Source organism: Mucilaginibacter celer (assembly GCF_003576455.2).
GTDB classification, from domain to species: Bacteria; Bacteroidota; Bacteroidia; order Sphingobacteriales; family Sphingobacteriaceae; genus Mucilaginibacter; species Mucilaginibacter celer.
Genome location: NZ_CP032869.1, coordinates 2,251,818 through 2,269,423, shown reverse-complemented (window position 1 = coordinate 2,269,423; position 17,606 = coordinate 2,251,818). Strand labels below are relative to the sequence as shown.

Sequence of the window (17,606 nt, the reverse complement as noted above, 5' to 3'; positions counted from 1 at the left end):
TAGTCCCCGGCCAACGGGTGCTTAAGTTTATCCATTTTATGAAAATCAGCACACTGGTTTTAGCGCTATTGTGGTGTTTGAGTTTTACCATTATTGCAGGCGATGCCAGCAGCCAGGAAGTGCTGAAAAAGCACCTTACCATCAGCTTTAAAAACGAGCGGTTGGGCAAGGCCCTGGATGGCATATCCAAAGCAACAGGCGTAAAATTTACCTATAACGGCTCGGTAGCGAATAGTACGGTTAAGGTTTCGGCTGCTGTTAATAACCAGTCGCTTAACATACTGTTGGATAAACTTTTACTAAGCACCCCCTATAACTATGAGGCTTTGGGCGACGAGATTTTCATCTACTTTGATAAAAAGAAACCTGCCGTAAAACCAACCAGGCTTTTAACCGGCTTTGTATTTAACGATCAGGAACAGCCGCTTGCCGGTGCCGGCGTTAAAATAACAGCATCGGGCAAAGGTGTGGTTACCGATGGTAATGGCAGTTACCAGATAGCGGTGGAACATGACGACGACTTACTAACATTCACCTACGTGGGTTTTAAACCCCGGCAGGAAAAGGCCGGGCAAAACCTTACACTCAACGTTAAGCTTGAAGCCGATACACAGCAAAGCAAACTAAACGAAGTGGCCGTGGTAGCCTACGGCACACAGCGTAAAATAAGCCTGATAGGCGCGCAATCAACCGCCGATATTGATGACTTGAAACAACAACCGGTTGCCAGTTTTACCGGTTTACTTGCCGGCAGGGTTTCGGGCATTGTGGGCCTGCAACTATCCGGCGAACCGGGCAAAGATGCCTCGAGTTTTTACATCCGCGGGCTTTCCAGCTTTATATCCAGCAGCAATATTTCGCCTTTAACTATGGTTGATGGTGTTGAAAGGGGCATTGATATGCTGAATATTGATGATGTTCAATCCATCACTATTTTAAAAGATGCCTCGGCAACGGCGGTATACGGCGTAATAGGTGCCAACGGCGTGGTTTTAGTACAAACCAAACGCGGCAAACCAGGCAACACCCGCATCAATGCCGATTATTATGAGGGCCTGAGCAAATTTACCCGCACCCCGGCTATGGCCGATGGCATTACCTATATGAATGCCGTAAACGAAGCGCTTACCACCCGCGCGCAGGCACCGAAATATGCGGCCACCTACATAGCCAATACCCAAAGCGGTACAGACCCGCTGCTTTACCCCAACGTAAACTGGCTTGATGTTTTGTTTAACAAAACCAGCCATAACCGCAAGGGCAACGTCAACATCAGTGGCGGTTCGGCCAGTATGGGGTATTATATTTCGGCCAGCTATCTTAACCAGACGGGGCTGCTTAAAAACGATATGCGTACCGGGTATAACTCGGGTATTGATTATAAGCGGTACAACTTTGTAGGCAATTTTGATTTTCAGGCCACCCAAACAAGCCGCATAGCGGTTAGCATTAATGGTTATGCCAACAAGGGCAACTACCCTTCACAAACACCGGCAGCTATTTTTGGATATGCCATGACGGTGCCGCCAACCGAGTTCCCGGCCGAATATCCGGGCGGCTTTGTACCCGGTCGCACAGCCAACGGCAGCGAACCTAACCCCTACGGGCAATTAACCCAAAGCGGCTACTCGGTTGAAAACGACAGCCAAACCAACGCGCAGGTAAGGTTTACCCAGGATTTAGGAGTGTTGACCCAAGGCTTGAACCTATCGGCCATGTATGCTTATGACGTTAACAGCGCCACATCCATCAACCGGTACAAAAACCCGGATACCTGGCACCCCGATCAGCAAAACCCGTACAATGCCGATGGCTCCCTAAACCTGGTAAAAACATCAACCGGCACAGGCGATGCGCTAAGTTTTAATTCGGTAAACAGCGGTTATCGCAACAGCTACGCCGAGGCATCGTTAAACTATGATAATACCTTTGGCAAAAGCCGTTTCGGTGCCCTGGTCTTGTTTAACCAGCGTTCGGCGGGCGTATACCCGGCAAGTGCCTTTGGCGATTACATCCCTCAGCGCCGCAGGGGTTTAGCGGGCAGGATTACTTACGCGTATAACAACAGGTACTTTGCCGAAGTAAACGTAGGCTACAATGGCTCCAATAACTTTGCCCCCGGTAACCGCTATGGATTTTTCCCCGCTTACGGCGCAGGATGGATGATCTCGGAAGAGAGCTTTTTCTCAAACTTAAAAAAAACGGTTTCGATGCTGAAAATCCGCTATTCCGACGGTTATGTGGGCAGCGATGATACGGCTGGGCCAAGGTTTGCCTATTTAACTATTTTGCGCGAGGGAAGCAGCGGCTACACCTTTGGGCTTAACCGCGAGGGGCTTGCGGGCATTTCGGTAGATACTTATGGTACCAACAGCAGCTGGGCTACATCGCACAAACAAAACCTGGGTATGGATATCGAACTGTTAAACCAGCTCAATTTATCGGTCGATTTTTTTAAGGAGTACCGCGATAAGGTAATTATGCAACGTACCTCCATCCCTCTCTTCGCGGGCCTTACCACACAGCCTTTTGCCAATGTGGGTTCGACAAGGAATAAAGGCTTTGATATAACCCTGTCGGGCCGGTTTAAACTGGGCAAGCTTACAACGCAAATTAACGGCACATTATCATACAGCAACCCTAAAATAGTTAACAATGATGATCAGCCCCCGCCCTACCCGTGGATGGATAAAAGGGGGCACTCGCCCATTGCTACCTATGGTTATATTGCCGATGGCTTGTTTACCAGCCAAAGCGAAATTGATAACAGCGCCGTGCCGGTTGATAAAACGCTGATAAAGCCGGGCGATATCAAATACCGCGATCTTAACCACGACGGCAAGATAAACGCCTATGATGTCACCGCCATAACCGATGGCGGCTTGCCGCCCTTAATCTGGGGGCTGGGCTTTAACTCAGCTTATCAGAACTTTTTTCTGAGCGCTTTTTTTGTTGGCAACCAAAATATCCGCAAATATCTTGGCGGCACAGCCATTCAGCCATTTTCAACCAACGGGGGCATCAGCAATGCCTACGCCAACATTACCGACCGGTGGACGGAAGCCAACCCGCGCCAGGACGCGTTTTATCCGCGCCTTGCCTATGGCAACGCCCCTAACGTAAACAACACCGTGGTTAGCAGCTGGTGGGTTAAGGATCTGGGCTTTATCCGCCTTAAAACACTCAATTTTGGGTATAACCTGCCAAAACTGTTGCTCAGCAAACTTAAACTTAAAAGCGCTGCGGTTTACCTGGAAGGTTACAACCTGCTAACCTTCAGTAAATTTAAACTGTGGGACCCGGAAGAGGGAACCATAAACGGTACCCAGTATCCTAATGTTAAAACCCTTGCCCTGGGCTTAAGAGCGGCGTTTAATTAAATTTTAGCCGGCAAATGAAATCGATAAAAAAAATAGCACTGGTATTGTTGCAGGTAAGTTTAAGCTTATCATGCGGCAAAGGCTATTTTAATGAGATTCCGGACGATCAGTTAACCATCGAAAAAACGTTTCAAAGCAAAGCTACCGCCGAAGAGTTTTTGGCCAATGTATACTCGCAAATGCCCGATGAAGCACATGCGCACAGCGCCCCCGATAAAAACGCGGGCCCCTGGATTGCCGCAAGCGACGAGGCTGAATATTGCTGGGGATATATGGTTAGCAACAACATCAATATCGGTGCTTATGATGCTTCGAGCAATTTTGTGGCTGCTTATTGGGGCAATTTTTACCAGGGGATAAGGAATGCCAGCGTGTACCTGTTAAATATTGACAAGGTTACCGATATGACATCGGCATTAAAGGTAAAACGCAAGGCCGAAGCAAGGGCGCTGCGGGCCATATACTATTTTAACCTGATGCGCATATACGGCCCGATAGTTTTACTGAATAATGTTATAGCACCCGATGAACCTTTAAGCAGCATGCAGCTATCACGCAGCTCGTTTGACGAATGCGTAAGCTACGTTACCGCCGAACTTGATAACGCGGCCAAAGATTTACCCGCACGACCCGATGCCGACGAATACGGACGGATAACCAGCGGTTACGTTCTGGCCATCAAATCGGAAGTGTTGTTGTTTGCGGCAAGTCCGTTGTTTAATGGCAACCCGGCATTTAGCGATCTGATTAATAAAGATGGGAAGCGACTAATATCCGGCCAGTACGATGCCAATAAATGGAAACTGGCCGCCGATGCTGCAAAGGCATTTATGGATGCCTACGTACCATCGGTTTATAACCTGTACCGTGAAAATGATACTAAAGGAAACTACAGTCCCTACCTATCCTGCCGCGATGTTTTCCTGGTTGACTGGAACCCGGAAGTGATTTACGCCAGAATTGAGGCCAGCATTACCGACAGGCAATACGACACTACACCGTACCACCAGGGATCGCCGGACGCGGTGCGGGGGGCAAGTTCGTTAGGGGCTACCCAAAACATGGTCGACGCTTATTTTATGGCGAATGGCCGCCCGATTGACGACCCGGCATCAGGCTACGTTTCAACCGGCGAATCGATGTTTAAAGCCCCGTTTGACGATCAGCAACGGATGACTTATAACCAATGGGCCAACCGCGAGCCTCGGTTTTATGTAGGTATCACCTATAATGGTGCCAGGTGGCTCAATCCGAACGTACCGGGCTTAATTACCGGGTTATATGTTGATGGCAATTCGGGCCGTGCAACGGGCGGTAATGATTACTCGGCTACCGGCTACATTGTACGCAAAAACACCACCACGGGCGACAGGACAGTTGGTGGCCGGACATGGGTAATGTTAAGACTTGCCGAGATTTATCTTAATTATGCCGAAGCACTTAACGAATATAATCCCGGCAATCCCGATATTTTGAAATACCTCAACCTGATTCGCAGCCGGGCAGGCATTACCACCTATGGCGATGGCATCCCGGTACCGGCAAGCCAAACCGAAATGCGTGAGGCCATCCGCAAGGAGCGCCGTGTTGAGCTGGCTTTTGAAAATAACCGCTATTTTGATGTACGCAGGTGGATGATAGCCCCCGAAACCGATAACGGCCCCATCTACGGTTTAAACATCAACGCCCGTCTGCCCGAGTTTTACCAGCGCACGGCCTTTGAATACCGGGTATTTCAAAAACGAAACTACTTTTTCCCTATACCACAAATAGATATAAATAATGATAAACAGCTTGTTCAAAACCCCGGCTGGTAATCATTAACCCATTTTTCTGTGAGCAATTAGCCGATCTGACCAAATCGGCCTAAAGCGTTCATTTTAACAAAACAGTTTACCCAAAGGTAAAAGCAATGCAGGTTCCGGCTGCCCAAAACGGCCGGAGGTGGCCACGCCTTTACCCTAAAAGTTCAGAAAAACTATTGCAAACTATTACTAAAAGAATCAACATGAAAAAGATATTAATGTTCCTGGCATTTGCATCGATAACCAGGGAACCAGGTAGTTACGTATTTATTAACCGTGTTAATTGAGGAGGACGTAGCTATGAAACCAAAGTTTTTAAAACTCTCAACCGATCCGGTTTACTCATTCAGTTGCCGCCGTGATAAGATGCCCAACGTAAATAATTACTGGCACTGTCACCCCGAGCTTGAACTGATTAAAATTGAAAAAGGGGCTGGCAGGCTTTATATCGGTAATAAGATCATCAATTTTCAGGATGGTGATATGATCCTGATCGGCTCGAACGTGCCCCATTACTGGAAATTTGAGGATAAATATTTCGAGCAATACGATGCCGGGATCATCGACCTTGTTGTCGTTCATTTCGGTGAGAAATTCTGGGGCGAAAGTTTTCTAAACCTGCCCGAAAACCGGGCGCTGAAAACGGTGATCCAAACATCAGGACAAGGCATCCTGCTCCGAAACAAATTTAAAACAGAAACCGCCAAGCTATTCAACGCCTTGCATGGCGCCATCAATACCGAAAGAATCCTTTATTTACTCCAGGTATTGCTTTTATTTGCCAAAGCGGAGGTATCCTATATGATGCCCGTAAGCTATAAGCCAGAAACCACACGCTTTGTAAACGAACGCATTTCGGTAATTTATGATTACCTGCTTAAGAACTTCAAAAACAATATCCAACTGGTTGATGTGGCCGGCATAGCCGGTATGACGCCCAACGCCTTCTGCAGGTATTTTAAAGCAGCCACCGGAAAGAAGTATTCGCAGATAGTGATCGAACTGAAAATTGAGTACGCCTGTAAGCTGTTGATAGAAAACAACCTCAACATTAAATACATCGGCTTTGAAAGCGGCTTTAACAACCTGGCCAGCTTTTATAAAAACTTTAAAACGGTTACCGGGAGTAGTCCGCTCAGTTATCAGAAACAGTTTAATGTGAGTAATAAAACTACGGCTGCATGAGGGAGTGTTTCCTGCATGCCTGGAAACGTTATTGTCGCAGTTGAATCCAGGAATTTTGAATAGAAATGATATATCACTCGCTATATCATTTCTATTTCACCATTGTCGGGTAAAAAAAGACAAGACCATTCGGAAATGACGGGCTTGCTGTTCAAACGCTCAGAGTCTTTTTTCTGATCTACTCAACCCCTAATTCCTTCATCAACCTGGCCACAGTCTCCTTCAAACCTGACAATTCCTGTTCAACCGCAGCAAGCCTTGCCTCAAGCGCCGAAGACGATCTGCCTGAGGATGCTTCAACCTCCGGTTCGTCTTCATTATATTCAGGCGTGCCGCCAAGCAGGTGGGCATAACGCACTTCCTTTTGCCCGGGGCGTTTTGGTAGTTGTACAAGGTAGGGTACTTCTTCGCCGGCCAGTTTATCCAACACTTCCTGCACTTCCTCTATCGATTCAAACTCGTACATCCGGCCGCTGTTTGTATTTAGCTCGCCGGGAGTTTGCGGGCCGCGTAATATCAGCAGGCAAATAATGGCAACTTCGGATGGGATTACCGGGTAAACAATAGCAAAATTGTGTTTGTATTTTACTGCACGGATAGAGCCACCGGTAGCTGTCGAGATCAGTCCGCGTTTTTTTAACGAGTTAAGAGCGTTAATAACCGTATCATCATCATAATTAACCACGGGCTTGCGCGATGTTTTCTGGTTGCAGGCAGCTACAAGGCTGTTAAGCGTCATGGGGTAATAATCGGGCGTGGTTTTGGCTTTTTCCATCAGGGTGCCAAGCACGCGTAATTCTTCGGCATCAAGTACGGGTAAAGTTTGCGGTGAATCCATGGCTAAATATAAGCAGGTTTTTATAGCGTCAAAAAAAATCGCAAATTTTTAAATGCTAAAACCTTTAGGATTTTAAATATTTGCTTACTTTGTATCTTCATGGGGTTATTCATTACATCATTAAATTCGGGAAGTAACGGCAATTGCTATTACGTGGGGAACGATCAGGAAGCGGTATTGGTTGATGTAGGCATCTCCTGCCGCGAAACAGAAAAACGCATGGCACGCCTTGGCCTGTCCATGCAAAAGGTTAAAGCTATTTTTGTATCTCACGAGCATTCAGACCATATCCGCGGCATTCCTGTTTTGGCAAAAAAATACAATTTACCGGTATACATCACACCGGGAACTTTGCTGCACCTAAGCGGTACAGATTATTTTATGGTTCATCATCTCAGCGCCTTTCAAACCGTTTATATCGGAACACTGGAAGTTACTTCTTTTCCTAAAATGCACGATGCTACCGAGCCTCATAGCTTTATAGTGCAATGTAACGATGTAAAAGTGGGTGTATTTACCGATCTGGGCATAGTGTGCGATCAGCTGATCCGCTATTTCAGCCAGTGTCACGCTGCTTTCCTCGAAGCCAATTATGATGATGATATGCTGGATAAAGGCGGTTATCCTTACCATTTAAAACGCCGGATCCGGGGTGGCAAAGGTCATTTATCAAACAAACAGGCCCTAAGCTTATTCACCACGCATCGCCCGGCGCACATGACCCACCTGCTGCTCTCCCACCTCTCCAAAAACAATAACGACCCCAAACTGGTGGAAGACCTGTTTAAAGCCTGTGCCGAGGGCGTGGACATTATTATCGCTTCGCGTTACGAAGAAACACCGGTATACCATATCAGTGCCAATGTAATTCAGCACGAGCCCTTGGGGCAACTGGATCTCGGTTTTAACTAATCAACATATCATCGCCACCTGCAGGATCCTGCGAAAAAATGCGGCTCAGCATATCATACAATTCAGGGTGTTTATGTTTAAGCTGATCAGGCTTCTGGAAAAAGTATTCTGATACCACAGCCAGAAATTCGGCCTCGTTGGTAATGGCATAGGGATTGATATCCGATTTGCCACGCTCTATTTTATTGATCTCCCTGTGGATCATTTTTACCCAGGGCAACACATATTCATGGGCCAGCAGGTTTTCGGGCACGCCATCGGTAGCACCATCGGCCTTATCCAGCAGGTGCACAAACTCATGAATAGCGGTATTCTCCTTTCCTGCCGATTTGCCGAAACCTTTTAATAAAGCTGCCCGCGAGAGGATCATTTGCCCGTTCATATAACCGGTACCAACCATGCCCAAAATGCTCCGGTTTTCGCCCTCAAACTGAAATTCACTGTCGAACGTATCCGGATACAGGATCACATTGGTAAGATTGCGGTATTTCCAATCGTTAAAACCAAAAATCGGGATCACCGCGCTTGAGGCTATCATGATCCTGTCTGCGTCATCAACCGTTGTGCCTACACCTTCAATGGTTATTCCGGATAAAAATTCTACGACTTTTTGCTCAAATACAGCTTTGTTTTCATCATCAAGTTTTTGATAATAAGGAATATGTGTGCTTAAAAGCTGCTTAATATTAAGGGGCGGCAATGATAGTATATCCGCTTTCTTTTTATTCCTAAAAAAATAAAAAACAATGAAAATCAGAATAATAGCGATAATTACCGGAAGCATTTCTTTAAAAAATTAAATAAAATAATAACATAAAAAGCGCGGCGGCAAGGGTGTTTAAAAAGTTAACCATATTGTTGCCTATAATGCCTCTGCGCTCTAAAACCGCTCCCAAAACCGAATCGGTGATATTGCCAAGCGCTCCGGCCAAAATTATCAATAACAGGCATATGCTCCATCCGTGCCCGATAGCATAAATGAGCGCGATCACAACCGCCCCGCCAATGCCTGTTAAAGTTCCCTCTATACTTATAACACCATCAAGCCCCCTCACATCCGCCTTCAGCGTAACGATATTAAAGAAACGGCGACCGTAAACCATACCAAGTTCTGAAGAAAGCGTATCGGCAGTTGCCGATGCCAGGCTGGCAGCCATCATCAGCTGAAATAAAACTGCCTGAGGTGGAATGAGTAAAACCAACACTCCGCAAATTCCGGCGGTACCGGCATTGGCCAAAACCTGCCCCGCTGTACGCCTGCCCTTCTCTTCGGCATTAATGGTTTGCTTGGCTTTAAGCTGCCAGGATGTTGCGGCCGAACCTAAAATAAAAAAGGTGGTCATCATAGCCAAACCGGTAAAACCTCCGCCTGCAAAAACCGAGCATGCTACCGCGGCACCGGTTAAGGCGGCAACTACCGTTAACTTGCGGGCCGCAATGCTGTAAGTAATGCCTGTGAGTAAAACTATGGCCAGGATTAGGTAGCTTAACATGGTTTTGTATTTAGTTTTAAATCTTCAGTCGAAAGTCCTAAGTCTTTAGTCAAAAAATTAAAAACCTCGCTACTTTCGACTGAGGACTTATGACTACCGACTTAGTACTTTCCACTTAACAAGCGGCTAAATTAAACTTTCAATTCATACTTTTGGGCACATGAAGGATATACTTGGCCAGGCCATACATGATCATTATCATCAATTGGCCAATCATAAGCTTTGGATCAATAATCAATATGGCCCTAAGGAAGAAATGCCCGTTGATATTTATTTCAGGGATGAAGATGATATGCCCGATATTGAATGGCTGGCCATGAACGAATGCCGCGGAACTGTGCTGGATATCGGCGCGGGTGCGGGCAGCCACGCGTTGATATTGCAGGAGCGCGGCTTTGATGTTACGGCACTGGATATTTCACCGATGGCCTGCGATGTGATGACTGCGCGAGGTGTTCAAAAAGTAATTAAAGGCGATATATTCAGGTACGATGAGGAAAAGTTTGATACATTGCTATTGTTGATGAACGGCATCGGCTTGACGGGCACACTCGAAAATTTAAAAGTGTTTCTGCATCATATTAAGTCGCTGCTTAATCCGGGCGGGCAAATGCTGTTCGATTCATCAGACATTGCTTACCTGTACGAAGAGAGCGGCTTACCGGAAAAAGGGTATTACGGCGAACTGCTATATCAATACCAATACAACCGCCAAAAAACCGACTGGTTCCACTGGCTTTATGTTGATGAAAAAACGCTCGAGCCTATTGTAAACGAAGCCGGGTTTGATATGGAAGTTTTATTGGAGGATGAGTTTAAGCAATATTTAGTGAGGTTAATCCTCAGTAAATAAGTTGATATACATTGGCTATTTGAATTGAATACATAACAACCTATTTTTATCAGGATAATATCCTCCCATGAAAAAAGCCATCACCCATATACTTGCCGGTCGCGAAAAAAAAATTACCGCCGAAGAAACAGTTAGGCAGCCGCTTCCGCATAAGGATTTCAGGTTTGCCAATCCATTTATAGTATTACACCATATGGGGCCGCAAGTGATTGAGCCGGGGCAAACATTACGGATCCACCCTCACCCGCACCGCGGGTTTAGCCCGTATACTATTATGTTGCAGGGCGAGGGTTATCATAAGGATAATGCCGGCAACGATAAAATAATTAAAGCCGGTGGTGTACAATGGATGTTTGCCGGCAAGGGCATTATGCACAGCGAGGGGCCAACAGAACAATTACTAAAAAACGGCGGCGTAATGGAACTGATCCAGCTTTGGATTAACGCCCCTGCTGCTAAAAAATGGGATGAGCCGTTTTACCAGGCGGCCACTGCAGATGAGTTGCCCATAGTTTTACAAGGCGATGGGCTCGATTTTAAACTGGCCAGCGGCAATTACGAAGACCAAACCGGGCCTATTGAAAACTTTAGTCCCGTTATTTCGATTGTTGGTACAGTTGCAGCCGGAAAGCAGGTTGATTTTAAAGCAGAACCCGGCTATTGGACATTACTTTATATTATTCGCGGATCAGTTATTGTAAACGATGAAGCGGTTTCCCAATACAACCTTATTGTATTTGATAAAGAAAATGAGGATATCACTGTAATTGCCGCCGAAGATTCACAGGTGCTTTTCCTTTCAGCCGAACCTATTGAAGAGCCTGTTGCAGCTAAAGATAATTTTGTAATGAACACAGCCGAAGAGGTGGATCAGGCCATTGCCGATTATCACAATGGCGTATTCGGCACATTGAATTATTAGCTACTCATTACTTTTGGTTATTGAACATTGCGTTTTATGATAAAAACGCAATCATGATTTCATTCACCTTTGTATCATCAAAACAAAGGAAAAATGAATACTCAACAACAAATAACCAATACAGGTGGGCTGCTGCTAAACCTCAATCAAAATGCACGCAAAATAATTTTCGCCGTTTGTATAGTGCTATGCCTGATGCCTTTTATGAGTCCCGCGATAGCATTATTCATGGGCCTGATTGTGGCCCAATTTTCGGGCCACCCCTATCTGCATCTCAATCACAAAGCTACTCATATATTATTGCAGGTTTCGGTAGTGGGTTTAGGCTTCGGGATGAATGTGCATAGTGCGTTGCAAGCCGGCAAAGAAGGTGTTTTGTTCACTATCGCTTCTATTATCGGTACGCTTTTGTTTGGTACGCTGATGGGCCGCTGGTTAAATATCGAAAAGAAAACTTCTTACCTTATCTCATCAGGTACAGCCATTTGCGGCGGCAGCGCCATTGCAGCCATATCTCCGGTTATTAAAGCCGAAGAAAAGCAGATCTCAGTGGCCCTGGGTTGTGTGTTTATACTTAATTCAATCGCCTTGTTTGTTTTCCCGCTAATCGGTCATTACCTCAATTTATCACAAACACAGTTTGGTTTGTGGTGCGCTATCGCCATACATGATACCAGTTCGGTGGTTGGGGCGGCAAGTAAATATGGGGCACATGCCCTGGAAGTTGCTACTACAGTTAAACTGGCGCGGGCTTTATGGATTATACCGGTGGCATTCATATCTACCTTTATATTTAAAAACCAATCGCGCAAAATTAGTATCCCCTACTTTATCGGTTTGTTTGTGCTGGCAATGCTTGCCAATACTTATCTGCCGGTTGTTAAACTAATCAGCCCGTATATAATTCACATCGCCAAAACCGGATTAACGCTTACATTATTCCTGATTGGTGCTGGGCTATCCCGCAAAGTACTGGCATCGGTAGGATTAAAACCTTTATTACAGGGTGTTACGCTTTGGGTTGCCATATCAGCAGCGGCGCTGTATGCTGTAGTGCATCTGGCATAGAAAGAATTGAGCAATGGCATGATGTGATTGTGGGTACCGATCATGACGATGTGGAACATGCCTAAGCCTAAACAGTCCAGCCACACACAACAAAAAAGCGGGCAACCATAACCGGTTGGCCCGCTTTTTATTAACCAATAAACTGATCTGTTATTTTACATCCCACCAAAGTTTTTTGGCAGGGCTGTCAACACCGCCAAATTCTTTGGCCACAGCTGCATCAACCTGCGCTTTTGACGAGTTGGTAAAAGTTGTGGTATAAGGGAAACGCCTGATGAACGCACCATTGGCTATTTTGCCGCCACTGTTATTAACCGTAATAGGATAAAGCTTTGGATAACCGGTACGCCTGAATTCGGCCCAGGCCTCGCAACCTTCAGGGAACATTGCTATCCATTTTTGGGTAATGATCCGCTCCACCTTTTTCTCGGTGGCATCGCCGTCATTCCATTTAATGGTGATGTCTGATAACGGCGGTGCGTTGTTTTTGCTGTTTTTAGGATCAACATAGGCCTCGGGGGTTGAAGTGCCATCTGCCAGGTAAGCATCGGCTCCGCTTGCACCAAACTCCGAAAATGAGGTTTTCACACCGGTTTCATAAAAGCTTTTCGCGGTACCTGCTCCCATGTTCCAACCACGCACCGCACCTTCCGAGCGTAAAAAGTAACTTTCGGCGGCGTCCATAATTTTCATTGGCGCGTTGGCAGGTACATTTATTTTTGAGAAATTGCTGTAGGTGTTAGCTGTAAGTTCGATGCCTGTGCGGATGCCCTGAATCTTTCCGCCCAGCGCTGCATCAGTAGCCGGAAGCGCCATAATTGGCAAACGCGGATCTTTGTAGCCGTTTAAGATAGAGCCTACAGGTGCACCCAAACGTAAATCGCCCCAAACATTGGTAATGGTATTCAATGGGTTTACCGTTAATACATTCATCAAAAATGAACCATCGGCAGCCTCCAGTACACCGTATTTATTACTCACGGCAGCCTCGGCCTGTTTTTTTGCTGTTGTAGGGTCAACATTTGAGATGCGCATTGCCAAACGCAGTTTTAAAGTATTGGCCGTTTTTATCCATTTGGCATAATCGCCGCCAAAGGTGCTTTTATCAACCGGGGCAAAAATAATCTGGTCTACATTCGGGGTTTTATCTTCAACTGCCGAAAGCAGGGTGATAGCCTGGTCCAGATCGGCAAAAAAAGCATTATACTCTTCCTGTACGGTATCAAAAGTAACATTGCTTGAGTTACCGAATTTGCTGTAAGGGATAGGTCCGAAAGCATCTGCCGCGCGGCTCGCACCAAATACTTTTACAATCAGTGCAATACCATATAAATCAGGATATTTTTTATCAAGGCCCTTCAGTTTCCATTGCAGCCAGGTGTTGAGGATATTACTCGACGGGGTATCCCAGATGTAATTAACCCAATCATCCACAAAAGCATAGGTTACGTTATTTACATTACCCAGAAATACCGATGGGATACTCATATAACCACTGTAATCATCGGCACCAAGGTTTTGCTGTAATTGGTAGATCCAGTCGGTTTGCGATTGGATGTTGGTCATCATACCGGGTAACAAAACGCTGGCTTCCTTTCCGTCAATTTCGAGCGAGGTTTGCGGCAAGGCTTTCAAATCCTGGTTAAGGCCATTCATATCTTTACGACACGATGTTGCAAGCGACAGCAACACCATGGTGCTCAATGCAATTTTTGCACTTCTTTTATATCTTGTTTTTTTCATTGTTGTAATCGTTAATAATTAAACATTAAAGTGATGCCTTAACACTAAAGCCGAACGAGCGGGTAGCCGGCACACCAAACGCATCTATACCCATAGTATTGGTGGTGGTTGAAATGGACTGCTCCGGATCAAACGGCGAGTTTTTGTGGAAGAAGAACAGGTTACGACCAATAAACGCCACGTTAAGGTTTTTAAATGATTTATCACCAAGTTTAAAGGTGTAGCCAAGGGTAAGTTCGCGTAAGCGGATATTGGTTGCGCTGTAAGTATACTCAGGCACCGCACCGTTATCAGCACCGCCAGATACGCGGCTGTAATAATCATGCGCGTTAACTTTCTTGCCGTTCACCAAAACACCACCTGCATCGCGCGCATCGGCCGAACGTTGTGAAGCACCTTTGTAATCCAGCCAGGTTTCGGTGTAAGAAAACACCTGTCCGCCAAAACGACTATCTACCAAAAACGATAAATTGATGTTTTTAAAACGGAAATTGTTATTGAAACCCGCAAGGAATTTAGGGTTAGGATTACCTACATAAGTTGAAGCTGCATCGGTTAATACCGGCAAACCCTGGTCATCAACCTTAATGCTTCCATCCGGGTTTTTGATGATTGCACGACCGTAGTAATCACCGAATGCACCGTATTTACCATCTTTAGGTTTGGTTAAATAGGTACCTACCAACCTCGAATCATCCGAGCTTGCAATGGTATACCTATCGGCAGTGAACAGCGGGCTTAACTGCCTTACCTGGTTAATATTGCGCGAAAAGTTTAACGCCGGAGTCCATTGCAGGTCACCAAAACGGGCGTTATAACCAATGGTGCCTTCAAAACCAAAGTTACGGATCTGGCCACCGTTCAGGATAAAGTTCTGCGCGCCCGAAGCGGTTGGCGCTGCAATGGTGATGATCTGATCGTTGGTATGGGCATCGTAATAAGCCAGATCGATATCCAGTTTATCAAACAGCTTTAACTGGGCACCAAACTCGTAGGTTTTGGTACGCTCGGGTTTTACGCTTGGATAGTAATTTTTTTCCTGGTCGAAGTACGGCAGGTTGTTGATGGCATTTGTACCGCCTGTAGTGTGATTGATTGAATATGGCGGGTTATAGTTGTTTGCTCCCCTGCCCGGTGCTTTACCTACGTTGGCATAAGTGGCGCGCAACTTGGCAAAAGACAAAATATCAGATGTACCGATAGTTTTGGTTAACACATAAGATAAACCTACCGAAGGATAAAAATATGATTTAGGCGTAGTGTACGACCATTCGTTACGGCCGGTTGCATTCAAAAACACAGTCTCTTTATAACCGATAGTAGCGGTGCCGAATACGGCCTGGTTAATACCCTTACCTTCATTTTCGTTAATATCGAAAGGATGATCCAGATCGTAATTGTTCAACGAGAAATAGTTGGCATAAGGCATACCGAACGAGTAGCTGCTACCTGTATAGGTGCTGTAATCAAAACTCCTGTCGTCACTCACACCAACGGTGGCCTCTAACGAAACATTTTTGGTGATACTGGTATTTGCCGATGCAAGGAAATCTGAATACAGGTGTGTACCATAGCCCTGGTTTACGTTGTAGGCACCGTTCCTGCTGCCCAGATCGCCGAGGATAATGGCGTCGGTGGTAGCGTAAGCCTTAAATTCGTTACGGTAATTGTAAGCGTCTAAAGTGGTACGTGCCTGGATAAATAACCATTTGGCGATATCGTATTTGGCTTTGAATGAAGATATGTAACGTGAAGAGAAATTTTCAGACAAATCGCGGTTAGCTATCCAGTACGGATTCTGGTTTGATGAAAACTCGTTTTTCATGTAAGGCCAGTTCTGTACGCTAAGTTTGCGCGACGGATCATATACCTCGAAATGATCTTTATCATACTTTGAAAAATTATCATCCGTAGGGAACAGGTACAAACCGAACATCGGGCTGTAATAACGGCCTGCTTTAGGCGGATTTTCCTGTTTCTGGTAGATGTAGTTTACAGAACCATCCAAAGTCAGTTTATCATCCAAAAATTTACCGGTACCGCGTAAAGTGAAGTTGTGCTTCAGCAGCGAATTGTTGGGAACTATACCGTTAGCTTTTGTGTTGGCATAAGATACATAAACCTGTGCCTTTTCACTGCCTGATGATAAGGAAACACTGTTTAAAAAGTTTTGACCGGTATTGTAAAAACCCTTAATAAAAGCGTTGGTAGCTCCTGATGATTTACCACCCCACATATCATTGGCACCTGGAGCAGTACGGCCGTAACGGGTTTGTGTTACCGGCAAACCAACAGCGGTTTCAAATGATGATGATGAGTTGAAATCTATCCGGGTTGCACCGGCTTTGCCTTTTTTGGTGGTGATCAACAAGGCACCGTTTGCCGCCGCACTACCATAAAGCGCCGCCGCCGAAGCACCTTTCAACACCTGGATACTTTCAATATCATCGGGGTTGAGGTTTGATAATGGATCGATACCTGCGCCATCGCCCAAACCCGAGTTTACACCGCCCGCGCCCTGGCCGATGGGAATACCATCAATCACATAGATCGGCGCACTGTTACCGCCGATTGATTTAGCACCACGAAGCTCAATCCTCGAGGCGCTACCAGGGCCGCCGGTACCTTTGGTGATTACCACACCCGCAGCTTTACCTGCAAGTGAGTTAACAAAGTTGGCGTCCTTCACTTTTTCCAGCTCGGCACCGCCAACATTTTGGGTAGCATAAGTAAGTGTTTTTGTTTTTTGCTCGATACCGAGGGCGGTTACGGTAACCATTTCGAGCATTTTTGAATCATTGGCCAGCGTAACGTTTACAACCGTTTTGCCGGAGATACTTACAGTCTGGCTAACATAGCCAATGTAAGAGAAGGTTAAAGTTCCGTTGCCCGGGGCCTGCAGACTGAACTTACCATTTACGTCGGTAGAGGTACCTTTGGTTGTTCCGGTAATTCGTACGTTAACACCCGGGAGGGGTGAGTTTTGCGAATCGGTTACGGTACCTTTAACGGTAATTTCCTGGGCTGATGCGTACATAATACAGCATGCCAGAAAAACCACTAACATGTAGAGTTTTTTCATAAACAATTAATTTTAAGAGGTGAAATGAGATATGTTGTACAGACCGAACTTACAATGAAAAACTAATGCTTACACACGTTTTGAAGGCAGGTAGTGGTAATGTAGTGGTGTATTGAAATAATAATTGTAATGGAGATGTTACAAGAGAAGACTAAGTAAAAAATTGCACTAAGCCTCCGGAAAAACCCAAGTTGTTACATTTATTTAAAAAGCATTAAAACTTGTTGTTTATTTTTAAAAACTTAATCCGAACGCACATTAAATTCAGGCAGTTAGAGTACTTCAAAATTTAATTTTGATTGTCCCTGTCCAAGGCCTTCTATTT

12 protein-coding genes are annotated in these 17,606 nt (G+C 45.6%); 7 read left to right on the top strand and 5 right to left on the bottom strand.

What is annotated here, in order from left to right:
* Window positions 1-38: 38 nt before the first annotated feature.
* The 3 genes from HYN43_RS09025 to HYN43_RS09010 all read left to right on the top strand — a co-directional run bounded on the left by HYN43_RS09025 (window position 39) and on the right by HYN43_RS09010 (window position 6,370).
* A complete protein-coding gene (locus HYN43_RS09025) occupies window positions 39-3,380 on the top strand; it encodes a SusC/RagA family TonB-linked outer membrane protein (protein ID WP_245447220.1) in 3,342 nt (1,113 codons plus the stop codon).
* Between the two features lie 14 nt (window positions 3,381-3,394).
* Window positions 3,395-5,197, top strand: coding sequence for a RagB/SusD family nutrient uptake outer membrane protein (locus tag HYN43_RS09020; RefSeq protein WP_119411386.1), 1,803 nt, complete (start codon window positions 3,395-3,397; stop codon window positions 5,195-5,197).
* A gap of 288 nt (window positions 5,198-5,485) precedes the next feature.
* Complete coding sequence (locus tag HYN43_RS09010; RefSeq protein WP_119411384.1) at window positions 5,486-6,370, top strand: AraC family transcriptional regulator; 885 nt, start codon at window positions 5,486-5,488, stop codon at window positions 6,368-6,370.
* 178 nt (window positions 6,371-6,548) lie between these two features.
* Here HYN43_RS09010 and HYN43_RS09005 read toward each other — a convergent pair whose 3' ends face one another.
* Window positions 6,549-7,208: a YceH family protein gene (locus HYN43_RS09005; RefSeq protein WP_119411383.1), complete on the bottom strand. Its 660-nt coding sequence runs from the start codon at window positions 7,206-7,208 to the stop codon at window positions 6,549-6,551.
* Between the two features lie 99 nt (window positions 7,209-7,307).
* Between HYN43_RS09005 and HYN43_RS09000 the strand changes: the two genes are divergently transcribed.
* A complete protein-coding gene (locus HYN43_RS09000) occupies window positions 7,308-8,120 on the top strand; it encodes an MBL fold metallo-hydrolase (RefSeq protein ID WP_119411382.1) in 813 nt (270 codons plus the stop codon).
* Here HYN43_RS09000 and HYN43_RS08995 read toward each other — a convergent pair.
* Together HYN43_RS08995 and HYN43_RS08990 are read right to left on the bottom strand one after the other, a co-directional pair.
* A complete protein-coding gene (locus HYN43_RS08995; protein WP_119411381.1) occupies window positions 8,113-8,904 on the bottom strand; it encodes a M90 family metallopeptidase in 792 nt (263 codons plus the stop codon). The two genes, HYN43_RS09000 and HYN43_RS08995, sit on opposite strands and share 8 nt — an antisense overlap.
* Before the next feature lie 4 nt (window positions 8,905-8,908).
* Window positions 8,909-9,613: a DUF92 domain-containing protein gene (locus HYN43_RS08990; RefSeq protein ID WP_119411380.1), complete on the bottom strand. Its 705-nt coding sequence runs from the start codon at window positions 9,611-9,613 to the stop codon at window positions 8,909-8,911.
* A gap of 160 nt (window positions 9,614-9,773) precedes the next feature.
* Between HYN43_RS08990 and HYN43_RS08985 the strand changes: the two genes are divergently transcribed.
* The 3 genes from HYN43_RS08985 to HYN43_RS08975 all read left to right on the top strand — a co-directional run bounded on the left by HYN43_RS08985 (window position 9,774) and on the right by HYN43_RS08975 (window position 12,456).
* A complete protein-coding gene (locus HYN43_RS08985; protein ID WP_119411379.1) occupies window positions 9,774-10,466 on the top strand; it encodes a class I SAM-dependent methyltransferase in 693 nt (230 codons plus the stop codon).
* A gap of 67 nt (window positions 10,467-10,533) precedes the next feature.
* Complete coding sequence (locus HYN43_RS08980; protein WP_119411378.1) at window positions 10,534-11,388, top strand: pirin family protein; 855 nt, start codon at window positions 10,534-10,536, stop codon at window positions 11,386-11,388.
* A gap of 93 nt (window positions 11,389-11,481) precedes the next feature.
* The gene (locus HYN43_RS08975) at window positions 11,482-12,456 is read left to right on the top strand and encodes a YeiH family protein (RefSeq protein WP_119411377.1); all 975 of its coding nucleotides are present in this window, start codon (window positions 11,482-11,484) and stop codon (window positions 12,454-12,456) included.
* Between the two features lie 150 nt (window positions 12,457-12,606).
* On the opposite strand, the gene HYN43_RS08970 is transcribed toward HYN43_RS08975, so the two are convergent.
* Together HYN43_RS08970 and HYN43_RS08965 are read right to left on the bottom strand one after the other, a co-directional pair.
* Entirely contained in the window at window positions 12,607-14,199 is a 1,593-nt protein-coding gene (locus HYN43_RS08970) for a SusD/RagB family nutrient-binding outer membrane lipoprotein (RefSeq protein WP_119411376.1), read from the bottom strand.
* Between the two features lie 25 nt (window positions 14,200-14,224).
* Window positions 14,225-17,281, bottom strand: a complete 3,057-nt coding sequence (locus tag HYN43_RS08965) for a SusC/RagA family TonB-linked outer membrane protein (protein ID WP_119411375.1) — start codon at window positions 17,279-17,281, stop codon at window positions 14,225-14,227.
* Window positions 17,282-17,606 lie beyond the last annotated feature (325 nt).

Excerpts from the sequence above, each read along its gene's own strand:
- HYN43_RS09025 (WP_245447220.1), top strand. The coding sequence starts at position 39 with ATGAAAATCAGCACACTGGTTTTAGCGCTATTGTGGTGTTTGAGTTTT.
- HYN43_RS09020 (WP_119411386.1), top strand. The coding sequence starts at position 3,395 with ATGAAATCGATAAAAAAAATAGCACTGGTATTGTTGCAGGTAAGTTTA.
- HYN43_RS09010 (WP_119411384.1), top strand. The coding sequence starts at position 5,486 with ATGAAACCAAAGTTTTTAAAACTCTCAACCGATCCGGTTTACTCATTC.
- HYN43_RS09005 (WP_119411383.1), bottom strand. The coding sequence starts at position 7,208 with ATGGATTCACCGCAAACTTTACCCGTACTTGATGCCGAAGAATTACGC.
- HYN43_RS09000 (WP_119411382.1), top strand. The coding sequence starts at position 7,308 with ATGGGGTTATTCATTACATCATTAAATTCGGGAAGTAACGGCAATTGC.
- HYN43_RS08995 (WP_119411381.1), bottom strand. The coding sequence starts at position 8,904 with ATGCTTCCGGTAATTATCGCTATTATTCTGATTTTCATTGTTTTTTAT.
- HYN43_RS08990 (WP_119411380.1), bottom strand. The coding sequence starts at position 9,613 with ATGTTAAGCTACCTAATCCTGGCCATAGTTTTACTCACAGGCATTACT.
- HYN43_RS08985 (WP_119411379.1), top strand. The coding sequence starts at position 9,774 with ATGAAGGATATACTTGGCCAGGCCATACATGATCATTATCATCAATTG.
- HYN43_RS08980 (WP_119411378.1), top strand. The coding sequence starts at position 10,534 with ATGAAAAAAGCCATCACCCATATACTTGCCGGTCGCGAAAAAAAAATT.
- HYN43_RS08975 (WP_119411377.1), top strand. The coding sequence starts at position 11,482 with ATGAATACTCAACAACAAATAACCAATACAGGTGGGCTGCTGCTAAAC.
- HYN43_RS08970 (WP_119411376.1), bottom strand. The coding sequence starts at position 14,199 with ATGAAAAAAACAAGATATAAAAGAAGTGCAAAAATTGCATTGAGCACC.
- HYN43_RS08965 (WP_119411375.1), bottom strand. The coding sequence starts at position 17,281 with ATGAAAAAACTCTACATGTTAGTGGTTTTTCTGGCATGCTGTATTATG.